The following is an 18266-nucleotide window of genomic DNA, read 5'->3' on the forward strand; positions in this document are numbered from 1 at the left end:
GACGATCCTTTTACTGGAGCACGGCCAGCTGGTAGGCCGTGTACTTGCGAATGTTGATCACGCCGGTATCGAAGATCAGGTACTGGCCCTTGATGCCCAGCAACGTGCCTTCCACCACCGGGTTCTTGTCGAGGTTGAAGCTGACGATCTTCTTCGGATAGGCCTCGACCGGGTAGCGCATCTGCACCACCTGCGCATCGGGCAACGGCTGGATCGCCTGCAGGCCGAAGCGCTCCTGCAAACCGCGAATGCCGTCGGCGCAAGCGTCGAAGATCTGTTCACGGATGGCCGGCAGGTCAAGCACCTCGGCGTCGCCCTTGAGCAGCGCGCGCCAGTTGGTGCGGTCCGGCACCTGGCTGCGCAGCACGTCCTCGACCAGCCCGGATTGCTGGCGGGTGGCCACGCGCATGATCGGCAGCGCCTGGCTGGCGCCCTGGTCGAGCCAGCGGGTGGGCAGCTGGGTGGCGCGGGTGATGCCGACCTTGATCCCCGACGAGTTGGCCAGGTACACCACATGGTCGGTCATGCAGAACTGCTCGCCCCACGACGGCTCGCGGCAGGTGCCGGCGTCGTAGTGGCATTTCTCCGGGGCCATGATGCACACGTCGCACTGCGCCAGCTTGGTCATGCACGGGTAGCAGTAACCCTGGCTGAAGCTGGTCTTGGTGCGCTTGCCGCAGTGGCTGCAGTGGATCGCGCCGAGGTACTCGAGGCGGATCGACTGGCCGATCAGGGGGTTGACCGGCACCTGCGTGTCATCCAGGCGGAAACTGTATTGAACGACCGGTGCTTCCAGGCGCACCGCCATCTTGCTCAGAGAGCCACGAGCGAGTTCGATCAATGTACCGAGTCCGACTTGAACAGGATGTTGGCGATCGGCGCGGACTTCGACGCGCACTCCTGCGGGCCCATGTAGCCGGTGCGCTGTTCTTCGGGGAGGTTCTTCATCTCCCAGGCGATCACCGCCTGCAGCGACAGTTCCTTCTGCTCGGCGGTCAGTTTGCGGCCGTCGGACCATTTACCGATTTCGACGGCCGTTTTCAGGCTCTCGTAGATCTCGGGGGTGATGTTTTCGATCATTTGCGCGAACGTGGACATGGTGTCTCCTCAGTCAGGCCGACAGTCTACGCCTGGCAAGTCCTCCGCCCAAGAGGCCCGTCAGGCATCCGATGAGCAACCCGCCGACATGGGCGGCATTGGCGATCTGGCCAAAGCCGAGCTGGCCGACCAGGCCGCTCAGGCAGACCACCAGCCAGATCAGCATCATCGCCAGCACGCCCTTGGGCAGGTTGAACTGCGGGTTGGGGGCCAGCCACTGGTACAGCCAGACATGCCCGAGCAAGCCATAGAGCACGCCAGACAGGCCGCCGAACAGGCTCGGGCCGCTGGTGAAATGCTGGGCCAGGTTGGACACCAAGCTGAACAGCAGCGTCAGCCCCAGCAGCATCCACGGGCCCTGGCGCAGCTCGATGCGCTTGCCCAGTTCCCAGTACCACAGGCCGTTCATCGCCAGGTGCAGCACGCCGAAGTGCAGCAGCATGGGCGAGACCAGGCGCCACCACTGGCCTTCGGCCAGGGCCTGGAGCAAGGGGGTGAAGTACAGGTAGTCGCCCTGCACCTGGAACGGCAGGAAGGTGAACCAGGCAATGGTCGAGAGGTTGTCGCCCAGGCCGGTGACCCCGGCGACCACCAGGCTCAGGAGCAGAACGGCAGCGGTGACCTTGCAGGCCAGGGCCTGCTCCTTCAGGGACGGTGGCGTTGGCGCATTCGCCGGCACGCCGGCTCCCACAGGGTCGGGGACGGCGTGCAGGTCGGCGTTGCCGTCGGGGAAGCGCTGGTACAGCTGGCGCACATCCTCGGCCATGGCCGGTGGCGCCCACAGCACCTGTTCTTTGCCCTCCTCCACCACCCGATGCGGCACCTGCAGGCGGCGCAGCAGGGCGACGAAGCCGCTGAGGTCGACCGTCAGCGGCAGGCGCAGCACTTCGATCACGTTCATTGGCTGGCCTGCGGGCGCTCGACATCGACCCAGACGAACTTGTGCGGGTCGATGCGGGTTTCATCATCCAGCCGATAGGCCGCCAGCTTGCCGTACAGCACGGCGCTGTAGTCCAGGCAGGCCAGGTTGTCGCGGATCGGCGCCGGCCGCCCGCTGCGCCAGTAATGGCCGACGAACAGCAACGGTTCGTCCTCGGCATAGCGCAGCAAGGCGTTCTTCTGGCTGTGGCTGAGCGGCGTGCGGGCCACTTCGTCGGGCAGCGCATCGGGCTGGAACACGATGTCGCCGTAGGTCTGCGGGTCCTCTTCCCAGAACTTGGTGCGGAAGAACGCCCGGGTCAGGCCGTCGCCACCGGTCAGCGTCAGGCCGTCCGGCAGGCGCATGTCGGTGCCGCGCAACAGGCGGTTGCATACCGTGGCGGCAAAACTGCCGGACACCGCCGACGCCTGGACGAAATGCGCGTCGATGCGACCGTCAGGGTATTGCCGGCGCAGCGGCTCGATCAATTGATGATCCCAGCAGGCATGCACCAGGCGGAAGCGCCCGGCGTCGAGGAACAGCGGCAGCTCGTGGAACCACTGGATGAAATCGTGCCAGTCGCCAGGGTGCTGGGCGAACTGGGTGAGGGTTTCGTCGATCAGCCGGGCATGACGCGGCGTGTGTTCGCGTACGTACGCCTTGCCACTGCCGGGCAGCGCCGGGGTGACCCAACCCAGGGCGTTGTATTCATGGTTGCCCATGATGCAGAGGGCCTGGCCGGCCTCGACCATGTCGTGGACGATGTGCAGCGCCTCGCGGATGCGCGGGCCGCGGTCGACGATATCGCCCAGGAACAGCGCCTGACGCCGCGGATGGCGCCAGATTCCGCCCACCCGCTTGTAGCCGAGCGCATCGAGCAACCGCTCGAGGGTCAGCGCACAGCCGTGCACGTCACCGATGATGTCGAAACTGCGCGCCGGATCGAACATCAGTCGTCCCTGCCTCCCAGACGGCTGCCCCAGCCGAGCTTGGTGCGGCAGACTTCGTAGTAGTTGTGGTCCAGCGGATGGATCAGGCGCAGCTTCTGCGGCTTCTTGCTCACCGTGATGGTGTCGCCGGGTGCGCAGGTGAAGTGGTTCTGGCCGTCGCAGGAAACCTGCGGGTAGATCTGCAGGTCCTTGGACACGACGATCTTCAGCTCGCTGTTGCCGTCCACCACGATCGGCCGTCCGGACAGCGTGTGCGGGTACATCGGCACGATGACGATGGCGTCGAGCTTGGGGTGCATGATCGGCCCGCCGGCGGACAGCGCGTAGGCGGTGGAACCGGTCGGGGTGGCGACGATCAGGCCGTCGGCCTTCTGGCTGCAGACGAACTGGCCGTCGATGTAGATCTCGAACTCGATCATTCGCGTCGACTTGCCCGGGTGCAGTACCACGTCGTTGAGCGCGTCGCCCTGGCCGATGGCCTCGTGGTGACGGCGTACCTCGGCCTGCAGCAGGAAGCGGTTCTCGACCAGGTAATGACCGTCGAGCACCTCGGCGACCTTCTCTTCCAGCTCATCGGGGCGGATATCGGTGAGAAAGCCCAGGTTGCCGCGGTTGATGCCCAGCACCGGGATGTTGTGCCGGGCCAGGGCGCGGGCGGCGCCGAGCAGGCTGCCGTCACCGCCGACCACGATGACCAGGTCGCAGACCTCACCCAGCAGCTTGCGCGTCGAGGTCTGCAGGCCGTGGCCGGGCAGCACTTCGGCGATGGTGTCCTCGAGGATCACGTGCAGGTGGCGCTCGAGGAGGAATTTTTTCAGTCGGCGAATGGTGTCGAGCACCTGGGAGCTGCCAAGGCGTCCGATGATACCGATATTGCGAAATTGCTCCATGGTGCTCCTGCAAGGCTCTGCGGCGGGGTGACAATGCCGGGATTATGGGCGAAAGGACCGGCCAGCGGCAAACCGGCTATGCTCCCAGGATGATGCCCTTCGCCCACCTTCAGCCCCTGCCCCGCCAGCTGCGCCACCCGGCCGTGCGCGACCTGGCCTGGGTGCTGCTTTCACCGCCGCTGCTGGCGCATGCCGGGTGCCCCCAGCGCCACCCGCTCAAGGGCAGTGCCTGGGCGGACGACCCACCACGCCTGGAAGCCTGGCTCGCCACCCTCGACCAGGAGCCCGAGCCCCTTCTGGCCTGGCTGGCACGCCTGAACAGCCGGCGCCTGGGCCTGTACTACGAAAGCCTGTGGCAATTCGCCCTGCACCAGGCGCCGGGCATCGAGCTGTTGGCGGCCAATCTGGCGATCCGCGACGGCGGGCATACCCTGGGCGAGCTGGATATCCTGCTGCGCGACCGGGAAGGCGACCATCACCTGGAGCTGGCCATCAAGCTCTACCTAGGCCCAGCGGACGGTGACGGCGCGGATCCATCGCACTGGCTCGGCCCCGGCTGCCATGACCGCCTCGGCACCAAGCTGGCGCACCTGGCCGGCCATCAGCTGACGATCTCCAGCCAGCCCCATGGCCGACCGGCGCTGGCCGGGCTGGGGGTGACCGAGGTCGAGGCCAATCTGTGGCTGGGCGGTTACCTGTTCTATCCCTGGCCGGGGCATGCCGAGCCGCCCGCCGGCGCCCATCCGGCGCATTTGCGCGGGCGCTGGCTGCGCCGGCGCGATTGGCCGGGTCATCTCGAGGATCGCCCTCCCGGACGATGGCAGCCGTTGCCCCGGCATGCCTGGCTGGCGCCTGCGCGGGTGGCAACGGAGCAGTGCTGGGTATCGAGCCAGTTCACCGATTGGCTGACCGGGTTGGATGCGCTCGCGCCCGCGCAGTTGCTGGTTCGGCTGGAGCAGGATGGCGACGGTGCCTGGCAGGAGGCCGAGCGCCTGTTCCTGGTGGCGGATAGCTGGCCGCATCTGCCCGGTCTTTGAGGTGGGCAGGTCCGGCCCTTTCGCGGGTAGACCCGCTCCCACAGCACACACCGATCCTGTGGGTGCGGGTTTACCCGCGAAGAGGCCGAAGCAGACAACACACATTTCACCGACCTGGCGCAAGGATCGGTTGCCGATAGCCATTACAGTTGTACCTGAACGCCGACAAGAGCGCCCTCTGCGACCTGATGACGAGGATCCACCATGGTTTCATCCACTCCCGCGGCACACTACGCGCGACTGTCGATCGCCCTGCACTGGTTGATGCTGGTGCTACTGGCGGCCGTCTATGCCTGCATCGAACTGCGCGGCCTGTTCCCCAAGGACAGCGCCGAGCGCGACCTGATGAAAGACCTGCACTTCATGCTCGGGCTGACGGTGTTCGTGCTGGTCTGGCTGCGCCTGGCCATGCGTCTGTCGCGTCCCACTCCACCGATCGTGCCCAGGCCGCCAGCCTGGCAGACCGGCCTCGCCCACCTGGTGCACCTGCTGCTGTACCTGATGATGATCGGCCTGCCCCTGGCCGGCTGGACGATCCTCAGCGCCGCCGACAAACCGATTCCGTTCTACGGCCTGGAGCTGCCGGCCCTGGTCGCCCCCGATCCGGACCTGGCCAAGTTCATCAAGGGCTGGCACGAACGCATCGGCAGCTGGGGCTACTGGCTGATCGGCCTGCATGCGCTGGCGGGGCTCTACCACCACTATGTGCGGCGCGACAACACCCTGCTGCGCATGCTGCCCTACAAGTAACCGCGCCGCCCCTGCAGGCCACCGGTGTGCAGGAACACCAGGCGGGTGCCGGGGGCGAAGCACCCGGCCTCGACCTGGTCACGCAGGGTCAGCAGGGCCTTGCCGGTATAGAGCGCCTCCAGCGGCATGCTGGTTTGCCGCTCGGTCTCGGCGATGAATGCCAGCAGCGCGTCGTCGAGGCGGGCAAAACCGCCACGGCTGGCGTCGTGCAGCTCGTAGCCCTGCACGCCCGCCAACGTCGCGATGGTTTCCGGCACGCCGTGGTCACGGGGCACGGCCAAGGCGCCATGGACCACATGCCTGCCCGCCTCCTCCAGCACCAAACCCGCCAGGGTCGTGCCGGTCCCTGCCGCCAGCCACCAAGCGTCGTAGTCCGTCCAACCGAGCGTTGCCAGTTGCGCCTGGCATTGCTCGACGATCATTCCGCAGCCCTGCGCACCCGCCAGGCCGCCACCGCCTTCGGGGATGCAGTGCCAACCCGGATAGCGCGCCTGCCAGGGCTGCCAGAAGCCGGCCTCATGGCGGGCCCGGTAGCCGCCGAAACCTAGCCAGTGCAGCTCCATGCCCAGGGCTCGCAGGTCCTGCACCGTGGGCGTGTCCTGGGGATGGCCACGCAATAGCCCGACGGTCGCAAAGCCAAAGCGCTTGCCGGCTGCCGCCAGGGCATGGAGGTGATTGGAATGATTGCCGCCCAGGCTGATCAGGCCAGGTGCATCGGCCTTGCGGGCCTGGAGCAGGTGATGACGCAGCTTGAACCATTTGTTGCCGCTGATCAGCGGGTCGATCAGGTCCAGACGCAAGACCGCAGCCTCTACTCCCGCGTGGTGCAACCAGGGCAGGTCTAGGCGATGCAGAGGGGCTTGGGGTAGAGAAAAAACAGACATGGACGCAGTTTATCTGATCGCGCAATTGCAGAAGTAACGCTCGTTGCCGTTGCCGTTGCCGTTGCCGTTGCCGTTGCCGTTGCCGTTGCCGTTGCCGATCAAGAGTCTAGCCCCATAGCCCGCTAGCGACAGCTGCGTCAGTCCAGGCGCCGCCCGTAACTTCGCGACTTCAGGAGGCCGAACGCAGGCCTTGCGGAGGGAGGTGACGGGCATGGATGCCCGTCAAGCGCTGCGGCCCAGGATGGGCCGTTCAGCGCGGTCCTCCCGGGAGCAAGGCCGGAGTGAGGGAACCCGGAGCGTAGCGCAGGGCCGGATGAATGGAGCGCAGCGTTTTTTGGTTACTTTTTGTCGCGGTTGACAAAAAGTGACTCGCCGTAAAGGCGAAAAGGTGACTATGCGTCGACATCGCAAATGAATGCGCCTACAACTATGAAAACCGACACCGGCCAACTTTGACTTTTAAATAACTTGTTTTGAAAGCTATATGCACATTCATTTGCGCTGTCGACGCATAGTCACCTTTCCGCCCTTACGGCGGCTCACTTTTTGAAGGATCAAAAAGTAAGCAAAAAATCCTCGCTCCATTCATCCGGCCCCTACGCTTCGCTCCGGGGTTCCCTCGCTCCGTTCTTGCTCCCGGGAGGACCGCGCTGAACGCCCCATCCTGGGGCGCAGCGCTTGACGGGCATCCATGCCCGTCACCTCCCTCCGCAAGAACTCCGCTCGGCCTCCTGAAGTCGCAACTTGTGTTGCTTGAACTATCGCGCACTTAGAAACAAGATCAAGATCAAGATCAAGATCAAGATCAAGATCAAGATCAAGATCAAGATCAAGATCAAGAGATATGAATTGATTATTGAGCTGAGATCGATTTAGTTGGCAGGCAGGTTGGCCTTTCCCACAAGCATTCGAATCAGAGAAAAATGGCGGAAGGCAGCGGGAGTCGAACCTGCCCGGGAACGGCTGCCGTCCCCAACCGGGTTTGAAGCCCGGCCGCGCCACCGGGCGCGATTGCCTTCCCTGGATCTCAGCGACCGGCCTGCTGCTGGGCCAATGCACTGTCGACACGGATATGACGCTGCTCACCGACCCGACGGGTCAGGCCGATGCGGTCGAAGTATTCAAGAATCTGCACACTGCGTTTGCGACCGATGCCCAACATATCGCGAAACGCCGCGACCTGCACTATCGGCGATGCCTCGGCCTGCTGCAACAGCAGCTCTGCCATGCGCCTGAGCGTCACCTCCGGGTAGAACAGGTCACGCACTACCTGGTGCAACAACCCCAGTCTGGCCAGCTTGCGCAGCAGCAGACGCACTTCGCCCTCCTCGCAGCGCTCCTCGGCGGCCAGCGTTCGCACCCACGGAGGATCGAACGCGCCGGCCAGCAGGCGCGGCAACAGGCGCTCCCAAAGCACGCTATCGGCTTCGCTGAGCTGGACCTTGTGGTCCGGCAGATGCAGCCAGGGGCCGCTGCTGCTGATCGCCCCCTCCCCCAGCAACTCGTCCAGCAGACTGACGAATGCAGGACGCTCCAGCGGCAACGCGGTGAAGCGGCGCAGGCGGTCACGGTCCGGCCCCAACTGGTCGGGCTCCTGCTCATGGAACTGCGCGAGTCGCCGCAGCACTTGCCCCTTGAGCGCCAGCCACTGATGGTGGGCAAACAACAACTGGCCTTGACGGGTAGCGACCACCCGCACCCCATCGGGCAGTTGCCAGGTTTCGCGCAGACGATTGAACTGGCGCTCCAGGCGCTGCGGATCGAGCCCGCCAGGCGCCGCCTCGAGCAGCGCCGGCAAGGCCTGCTCCAGTTCATCGGCGTCACGCAGCACCTGCAACTGGCGCAGGCGCGCTTCGCTGCGTCGCTGCCGGCTCGGCGCGAACGGGTCGAGCACCCGGCCACCGCCCAGCGTGCGCTGGGCGCGCTGGTCGCGCAGCACCAGGCGATCGCCGTGCACCGCCTGCAACGGCGCGTTGAGCAGCAACTGGGCGAACATGCGCTGACCGGCGGCCAAGCGCTCGCCCTCGAGCAGCGCGACCCGTGCCGTGACATCCTGGGTCCCCAGGTGCACGTGCACCGCGCTGAAATGTTCGAATGTGCGTGTCTCGCCCGGCAACAAGGTGAAATCGACATCGACCCGCACGCCCGGCGCGTGCAGCCATTGCGGCACCAGCCAGTCGCCCCGGTGCACCTGCTCTGCCGTCAGCCGTTCGGCACTGATGTTCAGGGCGACCCGCTGCCCGGCCTCGGCCACCAGCGCTGCCTGGTTCTGCGCATGCAGACCACGCACCCGTACCGGCTTGCCGGTCTTGCCCAGCAATAGCGTGTCCCCGGCGCTGACCTGCCCGGCCAGGGCGGTCCCGGTCACCACCACACCCGCCCCGGAAACCGCGAAGCCGCGGTCCACGGCCAGGCGGAATCCACCACGGACGCCTCGTCGATGCACCTGTGCCTCAGCGGCCAACAACGCCGCGCGCACAGCATCGATCCCCTCGCCACTCAGACTCGAAACCGGGAACTGCGGGGCTCCGGCGTAGGGTCCGGGCGCCAGCACCGTGGCGACCTGCGCCTGGACTTCGGCCAACCGCTGTGGCTCGACCCGGTCGCACTTGCTGATGATCACCAGCGCCTGGGGAATGCCGAGCAACTCGATGATCGCCAGGTGCTCGCGGGTCTGCGGCATGACGCCATCGTCGGCAGCCACCACCAGCAGCACCAGATCGATGCCATGGGCGCCCGCCAGCATGTTGTGGATGAAACGCTCGTGCCCCGGCACATCGATGAAGCCAGTCAACGGCGCCCCCTCGGCCAGGGCCGCATAGCGGTAGCCGAGGTCGATGGTCATGCCGCGGGCGCGCTCCTCCTGACGCGTATCGCCGGCCTGGCCGGTCAGGGCCTGGAGCAGCGCGGTCTTGCCGTGGTCGATGTGCCCGGCGGTGCCGACGATCACTGCACCGATCCCAGTTGCAAGGCCTGCAGCTGCGCCAGCCACTGTGCCTCGTCGTCCAGCTGGCGCAGGTCAAGCCACAGGGCATCGTCGTCAATGCGCCCGAGCACCGGCACCGGCAGGTCGCGCAGGGCGCGCTCCAGCACGTGCAGGCTGCGGCCGCGCAATTTCTTCGACACCTGCGGACGCAGGCACAGGGCCGCGCTGGGCAGTCGCGCCACAGGCTGGCTACCGCTGCCGATCATGCCCAGGACCGGCTCGACGCTGACGATCCATTGCCCACCCAACCGCGCGGCCAGCTTGGGCGCCAGCCGTTCGGCCTGCGCGGCGATCTCGGCCTGAGGCCGGGTCAGCAGACGCAGACTCGGCAGGCGCTCGGCCAGACGGTCGGGGTTGCGATACAGCGCCAGCACGGCTTCGAGCGCCGCAAGGGTGATCTTGTCTACCCGCAAGGCGCGTTTGAGCGGGTTTTTCTTGATCTTCGCGATCAGGTCCTTGCGCCCGACGATGATCCCGGCCTGCGGGCCACCGAGCAGTTTGTCGCCGCTGAAGGTGACGATATCGGCGCCGTCGGCCAGGGCCTGGCGCACCGTCGGCTCGGCCGGCAGGCCCCAGCGGGTGAGGTCGAGCAGGCTGCCGCTGCCCAGGTCCTCGAGCAGCGGCAGGCCCCGTTCGTGAGCAATGCGCGCCAGCTCGGCGGTGGGCACCTGGGTGGTGAAGCCCTGGATGCTGTAATTGCTGCAGTGCACGCGCATCAGCAGGCCAGTACGCGGGTTGATGGCGGCTTCGTAGTCGCGGGCGTGGGTACGGTTGGTGGTGCCGATCTCGTGCAGCTTCACCCCGGCCCGGGCCATGATGTCGGGGATGCGGAAGGCGCCGCCGATCTCGATCAGCTCGCCACGGGAGATGATCCCCTCCTTGCGTGCGCCCAGGCTGTTGAGCGCCAGCAGCACGGCGGCGGCGTTGTTGTTGACCACGGTGACGGCTTCGGCACCGGTCAGTTCGCGAATCAGGCCTTCGATCAGGTCGTCGCGGTCGCCGCGCTTGCCAGTGGCCAGGTCGAACTCCAGGTTGAGCGGGTAACGCGCGGCGGTCTGCATGGCCTCCACCGCTTCCTCGGGCAGCAAGGCGCGGCCAAGGTTGGTGTGCAACACCGTGCCGGTGAGGTTGAACACCCGGCGCACCTGGCTGCGCTGCTGGATGGCCAGGCGTTCGCCAGTGCGGCCCAGGAGGACTTCGGCGGCCAGTTCGGCGGCACCGAGCTGGCCGAGGCGGGCCGGTTCGCGCAGGTCGTCGAGCAGCTGGCGCAGGGTGGCCAGCACGGCGTCGCGGCCGTGGCGGTCGATCAATGGGGTGCAGACCGGGTGGCGCAGCAGGGTGTCGATGGAGGGCAAGCGTGGGGTGTCGCTGGCGAGGCTTGAAGACATGCGGTACGACCTTCAACTGATCCGTTGTCTGTTCTGGCCCTTTCGCAGACGAGCCCGCTCCCACAGGTACGCCACTGATGCCGAAGCCAGCGGGCTGTCTGTGGGAGCGGGCTTGCCCGCGAAAAAGGCGACTCGGTACTGCAGTGTAGACCCTGACTATCCAGGCGCGAGCAGCAGGTTCGGCGCCAGCCGATGGAAGCCCTCCTCGTCCAGGCGCAGGTCCAGCGCCAGGCTCGCCAGGTCATCGGCCAGCGGCTCGGCTGCGGCGTCGTTCTCCAGGTAGCTCTGTTTCAGATAGCTGTCACACCCCGGGCAGCACTCGGCACGTAGCGGCGCCTTGCCCGGCGCGTGGCGGTCATCCTCGAGGCTGGTGTAGCGCAGGCCCTTGCTCGACTCGCAGTACACGCACTTGACCCGCACCACATGCCACTCGCAGGCACACAGCGAACACGCCAGGTAACGCAGCCCATTGTGCTTGCCCCGGTTACGCACCACACCGGCCATGGCCGGCGAGCCACAGGCCGGGCACTGGGCCAGGCTGCCCGCAGGTTTGAGCTCCGGTTCGGGCAGCGCCAGCAGCCAGCTGGACCAGGCTGCCTGCAATGCGGCGCCGACAAAGGGCACCAACGCCGCCGGCAGCGCATCGTACTGACCGCCGAGCAAGGCTATGCCCCAGCCCTTGCGCTGCGCCTCATCACTGCCCCGCAATGCCCTCAGCGCCTCGGCCACCGGCCCGTCAGGCTCGGACTCGAACGCCTCGAGCAACGCCTGCAACCAGACCAGCCATGGCCCCTCACGCACCAGGCTGTCCGCCGCCAGCGGCGGCAGCCCATGACTTATGCAAAGGCGCTGGCGCTCCTCGGCCACCGGCAAGCCAGCGGGCGGGTTATCCACAAGCTGCTGCTGGATCCGACACAGCCGGGCGATCAGCCGCAGGTAGTCGCCAAGGGCATTGCCTTGGGCAAGATGCTCCAACCGTGCGGCACGCACGTCGAAGAGATTGCCCGGGGGCAGGTGCAGAAACGGCGGCATCACCGCCGACGCTTCGATCTGCCCCGGTTCGAGAATCGTGCTCAAACGGTCATCCTTCTTTTGGGCCGGGGTTTTGTCGCGGCTTGTCGCCGGTCACGTCCCGGTACCACAGTTCATGGTGCTTGCGCGCCCAGGCGCGGCTGACCCAACCATGCAGCATGGCGCCGATGGAGCCCTTGATCCAGATCCCGGCGTAGATGTGCACGATGATGCTGAGGATCAGTACGAATCCCGCCAGCGCATGGGCCAGGGTGGCCAGGCGAATCGCGCCGATGTCGAAGAAATGGCTGAAGTACGCACGCCAGATCACCACGCCGCTGAGCAACAGCACCAGCATGCACGCCAGCAGGGTCCAGAACAGCAGCTTCTGTCCGGCGTTGTACTTGCCGATCGGCGGCACACCCTCTTCCTTGTTGAGCATCACCCGGTCGATGCGCCGCAGCCACAGGCGATCGTTGGCGGTGATGAAGTTGGCGCGCCAGAAGCGCAGCACCAGGCCTAGGAAGAACACGAACATCGCCACCCCCATGAACGGATGCAGGATGCGCGTCCAGGGCCCGCCGCCGAACAGCTGGGTGAGCCAGAACAGGGCGGGATGGAACAGCGCCAGCCCCGACAGCCCGGCCATGATGAACAGGATCGCGACGATCCAGTGGTTGGTACGCTCGTTGGCGTTGTAGCGCAGGATAGGCTTGTTGTCGTTCATGGCCGCTGCTCCCCCTGCCCGCCTGGGCGGTTCGGGTCATAGACATGCACCGCCGGGTCGACCTGGTGCACGCTGTTATCCACAGGCTCCGGGTGTTCGTCCTCTTCGACCCGTTGCGGGCCGACGCGAACATAGTGGAAGAAGCCGGCCAGCACCGCCGCGCCCATGGCCAGCAGCGCCAGCGGCTTGGTGAAGCCCTTCCACAGCCCCACCAGCGGGCTGATCACAGGTGCGTCCGGCAGGCCGGCGTAGATCCGTGGCGTGTCGGCGTGGTGCAGCACGTACATCACATGGGTGCCACCGACCCCGTCCGGATCGTACAGCCCGGCGTTCTCGTAACCGCGCGACTTCAAATCGACGATGCGCTCGTCGGCATGCACCTTCATCTCTTCCTTGCTGCCAAAGACGATCGCCCCGGTCGGGCAGGTCTTCACGCAGGCAGGCTCCAGGCCCACGGCCACGCGGTCGGAACACAGGGTGCACTTGTACGCCTTGTGGTCCTTCTGCGAGATGCGCGGGATGTTGAACGGGCAGCCGGTGATGCAGTAGCCGCAGCCGATGCAGTGGTCCTGGTTGAAGTCGACGATGCCGTTGACGTGCTTGATGATCGCCCCCGGGCTCGGGCAGGCCTTCAGGCAACCTGGGTCGGCGCAGTGCATGCAGCCGTCCTTGCGGATCAGCCACTCCAGGTTGCCGTCGTCGCGCTCGTGCTCGGTGAAGCGCATCAGGGTCCAGCTCTCGGCGCTGAGGTCCTGGGGGTTGTCGTAGGTGCCGTGGTTGTGGCCGACCTCGTCACGCAGTTCGTTCCACTCCGAGCACGCCACCTGGCAGGCCTTGCAGCCGATGCACTTGGTGGTGTCGATCAGCTTGGCGACTTCCTGCTGCTGGCGTACCGAGGGCGGCACGGTGGTGGTGGCCGAGCGGGCGATGATGTCTTGGCTGGCCATCAGAGTTTCTCCACTTTGACGAGGAACGACTTGGACTCCGGCGTCTGCGTGTTGCCGTCACCGAGGAACGGCACCAGGGTGTTGGTCAGGAAGCCCTGTCGCGTGAGCCCGGTGAAGCCCCAGTGCAACGGGATGCCGATCTGGTGCACGGTCTGGTTGTTGACCTGCAGCGGACGGATCCGCTTGGTCACCACCGCCACCGCGTCGATGTACCCGCGCTTGCTCGACACCCGCACCCGGTCGCCGGCCTTGATGCCCTTCTCGTTCGCCAGCACCTCGCCGATCTCGACGAACTGCTCGGGCTGGGCGATGGCGTTGAGGCGGCAATGCTTGCTCCAGAAGTGGAAGTGCTCGGTCAGCCGGTACGTCGTCGCCGCATGGGGGAACTCGTCGTGGGTGCCGAGGGTTTCCCACACCGAATCGAAGATGCGCCCGGCCGGGTTGCTGGTGGCCTTCTTGTTCTGCGGATGCAGCGGGTTGATGCCGATCGGCGTCTCGAATGGCTCGTAGTGCTCGGGGAACGGCCCCTCGGCCATCTTGTCGACGGCGAAGAAGCGCGCCACCCCCTCGGGGTTCATGATGAACGGGTTCATCCCGGCTTCCGGCGGCGAGTCGACCTTGAAGTCCGGCACGTCGGTGCCGGTCCAGGCCTTGCCGTTCCACCACACCAGGCGCTTCTTCTGCGGGTCCCAGGGCTTGCCTTGCGGATCGCTGGAGGCGCGGTTGTAGAGAATGCGGCGGTTGGCCGGCCAGGCCCAGGCCCAGTTCTGCACCTGATGCATACCGTACGGGTCGCTGTTGTCACGCCGGGCCATCTGGTTGCCCTGCTCGGTCCAGCTGCCGGCAAAGATCCAGCAGCCGGACGCGGTACTGCCGTCGTCCTTCATCTGGGCGAAACCGGCAAGCTGCTGGCCGGCCTTGAGCGTGGCGCCGGTGGCATCAGTGAGGTCGCTGACCGCCCAGCCATTCATCTCCTTGGCCAGCTCCTCGGGGGAAGGCTCTTCAGGGACCTTGTACGGCCAGCTGATGTTGAGCATCGGCTCCGGATAGGCGCCGCCCTCCTTCTCGTAACGTTGGCGCAGGCGCAGGAACAGCTCGCTCATGATGTGCACGTCGGTACGGGTCTCGCCCGGACCGTCGGCGCCCTTCCAGTGCCACTGCAGCCAGCGGCTGCTGTTGACCAGCGAGCCGTCCTCCTCGGCGAAGCAGGTGGTGGGCAGGCGAATCACCTCGGTCTGGATATTGGCCGTGTCGACGTCATTGAATGCGCCGGCGTTGCGCCAGAACTCGGAAGTCTCGGTGGCCAGCGGGTCCATGATCACCAGCCACTTGAGCTTGGCCAGGGCGGCAGTGACGCGGTTCTTGTCCGGCAGCGCGGCGATCGGATTGAAGCCCTGGCACATGTAACCGTTGACCTTGCCCTGGCTCATCATCTCGAACATGCGCAGCACGTCGTAGGCCGGCACGTCGAGCTTGGGCAGCCAGTCATAGCCCCAGTTGTTCTCGGCCGTGGCGTTGGCGCCGTACCAAGCCTTCATCAGGCTGACGTGGAACTTGCCGTAGTTCTGCCAGTACGACAGCTGGCCGGGGCGCAGCGGCTTGGAGGCGCGCTTGTCGATATAGGCGGCGTAGTCCTGCTCGGCGTCACCGGCCAGGGTGAGGTAGCCCGGCAGCGAGTTCGACAGCAGGCCCAGATCGGTCAGCCCCTGGATATTGGAGTGCCCGCGCAGGGCGTTGACTCCGCCACCCGGCATGCCGACGTTGCCCAGCAACAGCTGCACCATGGCGGCACTGCGGATGATCTGCGCGCCGATCGAGTGCTGGGTCCAGCCCAGGGCATAGAGGATGGTCATGGTCTTGCCCGGCACCGAGCAGGTGGCGATCTCTTCCCAGACCTTCATCATCTGATCCTGCGGCATGCCACAGGTCATGCTCGCCAGCTCCGGCGTGTAGCGGCTGTAGTGCTGCTTCATCAGCTGGTAGACGCAACGCGGGTGCTGCAAGGTCGGGTCGACCTTGGCGTAGCCATCCTCGCCCAGTTCGTAGCCCCAGCCGGACTTGTCGGCATAGATGCGCTTGGCCGCGTCGTAGCCGCTGAACAGCCCGTCCTCGAAGCCATAGTTCTCTTTGACGATGAACGACACGTCGGTGTAGTTGCGCACGTACTCGTGCTGAATCTTGTCGTTGCTCAGCAGGTAGTTGATCAACCCGCCCATGAAGGCGATGTCGCTGCCGGTGCGAATCGGCGCGTAGTAATCGGCCACGGAGGCGGTACGGGTGAATCGTGGGTCGACCACGATCAGCCGCGCCTTGTTGTGCGCCTTGGCTTCGGTCACCCATTTGAAGCCGCACGGGTGCGCTTCAGCGGCGTTGCCGCCCATCACCAGGACCAGGTTTGCGTTGGCGATATCGGACCAGTGATTGGTCATCGCGCCACGGCCATACGTCGGGGCAAGACTTGCCACCGTCGGGCCGTGTCAGACACGCGCCTGGTTGTCGAACCCCAGCATGCCCAGCGAACGGATCACCTTGTGCGTCAGGTAACCGGCCTCGCTGGACGCGGCGGATGCGGCGAGAAAGCCCGTGGTCAGCCAGCGGTTGACCGTCTGGCCCTGGGCGTTCTTCTCGATGAAGTTGGCATCGCGGTCCTTTTTCATCAGGTCGGCGATGCGATCGAGCGCCTCGTCCCACTCGATGCGGGTCCACTCGTTGCTGCCCGGCTTGCGCACCTCGGGGTACTTGAGGCGGTTCGGGCTGTGAATGAAGTCCAGCAGGCCCGCACCTTTCGGGCACAGGGTGCCGCGGTTGACCGGATGGTCCGCGTCGCCCTCGATATGGATGATGTTCTGCTTGACGTTCTTGCCCGCGTCACCCTGGCTGTACATGATCAGGCCGCAGCCGACCGAGCAGTAAGGGCAGGTGTTACGGGTTTCTTTGGTGTGCGTCAGCTTGAAGTGACGCACCTGCTCGGCGAACGCAGGTGTCGGGGCCATGCCCAACGCCGCGAGGCTAGAGCCTCCAAGGCCGACGGCGGCGACCTTGAAGAATTGCCGACGGTTGAGATCCATCGTGCACTCCTGATCAGGTTCTCGGGCGCGCGGGACTTGGCCGGCGCCTCAGGGACTTCACGGTGGCGGTAGACAGACACCGCCAACTGTTAAGACTAGTCAAGAATCGTGGAAGTGCGATGACATGGGTCATGCTTAGGGTGAGTGCCGTGGTTCCCCTGAGAACCACGGGTCAACAAGAGCCTTCCTACCTGTCTCAGGTGTGTTGGACGGTATCGACGCCCAGGCGCAGGCGCTACTTTCCTTCTGCCGACCCTACATACCCAGACACCGCCAACCGATGCCCTCCCCGCCATTGCCCACGCGCCCCCTGTTCCGACCAGAAGCCGTTTGCGCAGCCCAGGAACAACGCCTCGGCAATGTCCTTGTCGATCAACCCTTGAGCTATCGGTTGCTTGCCCTGCTGGCCGCTCTTCTGGTCATCCTGACCATCGCGTTCGGCTACTTCGCCAGCTACACACGCAAGGCCACGCTACACGGCCTGCTGATGCCCGAGCAGGGCATGTTGCGCCTGAGCGCGCCGGCAGCCGGGCGCCTCACTGAAGTTCTCGCCGTCGAGGGCCAGCAGGTCGACCAAGGCGACGTGCTAGCCGTGATCTCCGAGGAACGCCAATCAGGGCTGGGTGACACGCAGGTACTGATCGCCGACCAGTTGCAAAAGCGCCTGGAGGTACTGGCGAGGCGCCAGGTCCAGGCCGACGAACGCTTGGCCGGGCAACAGCGGATGCTCGACAGCCGTCTCACCACCATCGGCCACGAGCTTCGCCAGTTCAGCGAAGAGCACCGCCTCCTGAAACGACGGGTGCAACTGGCGCAGGCGCATCTGGACCGTCAGCAACAGCTGGCGGCGGCCGGCTTCATCGCCGCAGTCCAGTTACAGATCGCTGAGAGTGAACTGCTGTCCCTCCAGGGTCAGCGCCAGGCCAGCCACCGGGCACGGACCAGCCTGGAGCGCGAACGCACGGGGTTGCTGGCCCAACAACAGGAAGCGGCCCTGCGCCACCGCGACGAGACGAGCGACGTGGAGGGTGCCATTGCCCAGATCAAGCAAGAGCAAGCGGAAAACGGGGCGCGCAGCGAAACAAGGGTCGTGGCGCCCCATGCAGGGACCGTAACCGGCTTGAACGTGCAAGTCGGCCAGCAAGTCAGCGCGGGCACGGTGCTTGCCAGCCTGCTGCCGGCGGGGTCGAACTTGAACGCCCACTTGTATGCAGCATCCCGTCAGGCCGGGTTTATCGAACCTGGGCAGCGGGTGCTGATGCGCTACGCCGCGTATCCCTACCAGAAATTCGGCATGGTCCATGGCCATGTGCTGAGTATCACCAAAAGCCCTTATGCCGCCCAGGAACTGCCACCGCATATCGCCCCATCGCTGCAAGGTCAGGGCGGGCCAGTAGAACTGTTCTATGGCGTCACGGTGGCGCTCGAATCGAACAGCATCAAGGTCTATGGACATGACCAACCACTACAAACGGGCATGTTGCTGGAAGCGGATGTCGTCCAGGACCGACGGCGACTGTATGAATGGGCGCTGGAGCCCTTGTATTCGATAACCGGACGGTTGCGGGATTGAACATTGCCGACGAAGGCGATGCATAACCTATAACGAGG

The 18266-nt window shown here is 65.6% G+C and carries 15 protein-coding genes and 1 tRNA gene; 3 read left to right on the plus strand and 13 right to left on the minus strand.

Going from position 1 to position 18266, the window contains the following annotated elements; all coding sequences use genetic code 11:
* Nucleotides 1–10: 10 nt before the first annotated feature.
* Genes N7422_RS18495 through N7422_RS18515 form a run of 5 tightly spaced genes read right to left on the minus strand, consistent with a single transcriptional unit; the run spans nucleotide 11 to nucleotide 3857 of the window.
* The gene (locus N7422_RS18495) at nucleotides 11–841 is read right to left on the minus strand and encodes a DUF2797 domain-containing protein (protein ID WP_279807909.1); all 831 of its coding nucleotides are present in this window, start codon (nucleotides 839–841) and stop codon (nucleotides 11–13) included.
* On the minus strand, nucleotides 838–1098 hold the full coding sequence (locus N7422_RS18500) for a DUF1315 family protein (protein ID WP_011532970.1): 261 nt from the start codon (nucleotides 1096–1098) through the stop codon (nucleotides 838–840). The genes N7422_RS18495 and N7422_RS18500 overlap by 4 nt, the downstream gene beginning before the upstream one ends.
* Before the next feature lie 13 nt (nucleotides 1099–1111).
* Nucleotides 1112–1999, minus strand: a complete 888-nt coding sequence (locus N7422_RS18505) for a rhomboid family intramembrane serine protease (RefSeq protein WP_279807910.1) — start codon at nucleotides 1997–1999, stop codon at nucleotides 1112–1114.
* Nucleotides 1996–2970 carry a metallophosphoesterase gene (locus N7422_RS18510; RefSeq protein ID WP_279807945.1) on the minus strand — a complete coding sequence of 325 codons (975 nt, stop codon included), beginning with the start codon at nucleotides 2968–2970 and terminating at the stop codon, nucleotides 1996–1998. The genes N7422_RS18505 and N7422_RS18510 overlap by 4 nt, the downstream gene beginning before the upstream one ends.
* Nucleotides 2967–3857: an NAD(+) kinase gene (locus tag N7422_RS18515; RefSeq protein WP_023632574.1), complete on the minus strand. Its 891-nt coding sequence runs from the start codon at nucleotides 3855–3857 to the stop codon at nucleotides 2967–2969. Before N7422_RS18515 ends, N7422_RS18510 begins: the two co-directional genes overlap by 4 nt.
* 44 nt (nucleotides 3858–3901) lie before the next feature.
* Between N7422_RS18515 and N7422_RS18520 the strand changes: the two genes are divergently transcribed.
* On the plus strand, nucleotides 3902–4894 hold the full coding sequence (locus tag N7422_RS18520) for a DUF1853 family protein (protein ID WP_279807911.1): 993 nt from the start codon (nucleotides 3902–3904) through the stop codon (nucleotides 4892–4894).
* Nucleotides 4895–5098: 204 nt separating this feature from the next.
* Nucleotides 5099–5644, plus strand: a complete 546-nt coding sequence (locus N7422_RS18525; RefSeq protein WP_279807912.1) for a cytochrome b — start codon at nucleotides 5099–5101, stop codon at nucleotides 5642–5644.
* Here the strand turns inward: N7422_RS18525 and N7422_RS18530 are convergent.
* The 8 genes from N7422_RS18530 to fdnG form a co-directional block, all read right to left on the minus strand.
* Nucleotides 5635–6528, minus strand: coding sequence for a pyridoxal-phosphate dependent enzyme (locus N7422_RS18530; RefSeq protein ID WP_279807913.1), 894 nt, complete (start codon nucleotides 6526–6528; stop codon nucleotides 5635–5637). The two genes, N7422_RS18525 and N7422_RS18530, sit on opposite strands and share 10 nt — an antisense overlap.
* 924 nt (nucleotides 6529–7452) lie before the next feature.
* Nucleotides 7453–7548 (minus strand) — tRNA-Sec (locus N7422_RS18535).
* A 7-nt stretch (nucleotides 7549–7555) separates the two neighbouring features.
* A complete protein-coding gene (gene selB, locus N7422_RS18540; RefSeq protein WP_279807914.1) occupies nucleotides 7556–9478 on the minus strand; it encodes a selenocysteine-specific translation elongation factor in 1923 nt (640 codons plus the stop codon).
* The gene (selA, locus tag N7422_RS18545; RefSeq protein ID WP_279807915.1) at nucleotides 9475–10902 is read right to left on the minus strand and encodes an L-seryl-tRNA(Sec) selenium transferase; all 1428 of its coding nucleotides are present in this window, start codon (nucleotides 10900–10902) and stop codon (nucleotides 9475–9477) included. Before selA ends, selB begins: the two co-directional genes overlap by 4 nt.
* Nucleotides 10903–11058: 156 nt before the next feature.
* Complete coding sequence (gene fdhE / locus N7422_RS18550; RefSeq protein ID WP_279807916.1) at nucleotides 11059–11979, minus strand: formate dehydrogenase accessory protein FdhE; 921 nt, start codon at nucleotides 11977–11979, stop codon at nucleotides 11059–11061.
* A gap of 4 nt (nucleotides 11980–11983) precedes the next feature.
* A complete protein-coding gene (locus tag N7422_RS18555; RefSeq protein WP_279807917.1) occupies nucleotides 11984–12640 on the minus strand; it encodes a formate dehydrogenase subunit gamma in 657 nt (218 codons plus the stop codon).
* Nucleotides 12637–13587, minus strand: coding sequence for a formate dehydrogenase subunit beta (gene fdxH / locus N7422_RS18560; protein WP_279807918.1), 951 nt, complete (start codon nucleotides 13585–13587; stop codon nucleotides 12637–12639). Before fdxH ends, N7422_RS18555 begins: the two co-directional genes overlap by 4 nt.
* Nucleotides 13587–16655: a formate dehydrogenase-N subunit alpha gene (gene fdnG / locus N7422_RS18565; RefSeq protein ID WP_279807919.1), complete on the minus strand. Its 3069-nt coding sequence runs from the start codon at nucleotides 16653–16655 to the stop codon at nucleotides 13587–13589. Before fdnG ends, fdxH begins: the two co-directional genes overlap by 1 nt.
* Nucleotides 16656–17046: 391 nt before the next feature.
* Between fdnG and N7422_RS18570 the strand changes: the two genes are divergently transcribed.
* On the plus strand, nucleotides 17047–18228 hold the full coding sequence (locus tag N7422_RS18570; RefSeq protein WP_279807920.1) for an HlyD family efflux transporter periplasmic adaptor subunit: 1182 nt from the start codon (nucleotides 17047–17049) through the stop codon (nucleotides 18226–18228).
* The last annotated feature ends 38 nt before the right edge of the window (nucleotides 18229–18266 follow it).

It is taken from the genome of Pseudomonas sp. GD04091, from assembly GCF_029836165.1.
In the GTDB taxonomy this organism is placed as follows: Bacteria; Pseudomonadota; Gammaproteobacteria; order Pseudomonadales; family Pseudomonadaceae; genus Aquipseudomonas.